Annotated in this window: 1 protein-coding gene; it reads right to left on the bottom strand. The window is 68.6% G+C overall.

Features of this window, described 5'->3' with window-relative positions; translation table 11 throughout:
• Positions 1–74 precede the first annotated feature (74 nt).
• A complete protein-coding gene (locus GUY60_RS37610) occupies positions 75–1157 on the bottom strand; it encodes a S1 family peptidase (RefSeq protein ID WP_161705986.1) in 1083 nt (360 codons plus the stop codon).
• Between the last annotated feature and the right edge of the window lie 365 nt (positions 1158–1522).

Here is a 1522-nt window from a genome sequence, read left to right as displayed (position 1 = left end):
GGGGAGGGGAACAAAAAAGCCCGGAGCCCGACCCACCAAGGTGAGCCGAGCCCCGGACCAGTTACGGAAGAACCTCAGCCGATCTCCGCCCCAAAAGCCTCAAGCGCCTCCGGCACCGGCTGGAAGAACGTCTCACCACCCGAGGAGCAGTCACCGCTGCCACCGGAGGTCAGACCGAGCGCGGTGTCGCCCGCGAAGAGCGCGCCGCCACTGTCGCCGGGCTCGGCGCAGACGTTGGTCTGGATGAGGCCGTTGACGACGTCGCCGTTGCCATAGTCGACCGTCGCGTCGAGGCCGGTGACCTCACCGTCGTGCAGCTGCGTGGTGGAACCGCTGCGCTGCACCTGCTGCCCGACCGTCGCGTCGCCCGCCTTGGCGATGGCCTGCGCCGAACCGTCGTACAGGTTGACCTCGCTGGGGTGCGCGGTGTCGCCGCTGTACTTGACGAGGCCGTAGTCGTTGTCCGGGAAGCTGGAACCGGCGTTCGCGCCGATGACCGCGCCGCCCTGCTCCTCGGACCACTCCTGGATCGCCTCGGTGCAGTGGCCGGCGGTCAGGAAGTGCGGCTCGCCGCCGACCGTGACGTTGAAGCCGAGCGAGCAGCGTCCGGTGCCGCCCCAGATGGCGTCGCCACCGGCGATGAACTTCTTGAACTCGCCCTGGGAGCGCTTCAGTTCGACCTGCGAGCCGAGCGCATCGGTGGCCTCGGTGAGCTTGCTCAGCTCGGCACCCTTGACCGTACGGTCGGCGGTGACGACGACCTTGTTGGTCTTCGGGTCGAGGGCCCACGAGACGCCCTTGGTGCTGGCCTTCTCGATCAGGTCGCTACGGGTGGTGCGCAGTTCGGCGAGCGAGTGCTCGACGACCTTGGCCTTGGCGCCGGCCTGCTCGACGACCCCGGCGGCCCGCTCGTCCAGGACGTTCACCACGAGCGACTTGGACTTGGCGTCGTAGTAGGCCCCGGCCGCGTCCGCGCCGAGGTCCTTGCCGAGGGTCGAGCCGAGCTTGCCGGCGGCGGTCGCGGTGAGCGACTTGAGCTCGGGAGTGGGAGCGTCACTCGCGTTCGCGGTCTGGAAGGTGACACCTGCGGCGACCAGTGCGGCGATGCCCGCACCTGCCATGGCCGCGCGGCGCTTCGGTATGCGTCGGTGCTTCAAGTCACGTCCTCCTGTGGGGGGTCGGACCCGGATCGGTGGGGTTCACCGGGCCCTGAAGGCGTACACGGGCACGGAAGCGACATATCCGCCTTTAGTGCAACAGTCGCGTCCATGCCAACGGGTGACAGACACTATTCCCACGTTCACAGGGGGCACACAAGGACGACTTCCGGACGGACACTCGACAACCACGGCGCGGCCCCGAGCCGTTCACGAAACCTTTCCCCCCGCGCCGGGGTGGCCGGTTTCTTTCCCCTCAAGCGCCGGAGCGGCTGATAAATCAGCCCCTCCGGCGCTTGAGGAGGCCCGTCCGGCGAGGACTTTCGGGAAGGGGCGGGTAGGGGAAAAACGAGCCCCCGCCCGAC

This window comes from Streptomyces boluensis (assembly GCF_009908195.1).
GTDB lineage: Bacteria > Actinomycetota > Actinomycetes > Streptomycetales > Streptomycetaceae > Streptomyces > Streptomyces boluensis.
Note: the sequence above shows the minus strand (reverse complement) of the source record. Positions and strands in the feature narration are given on the sequence as shown.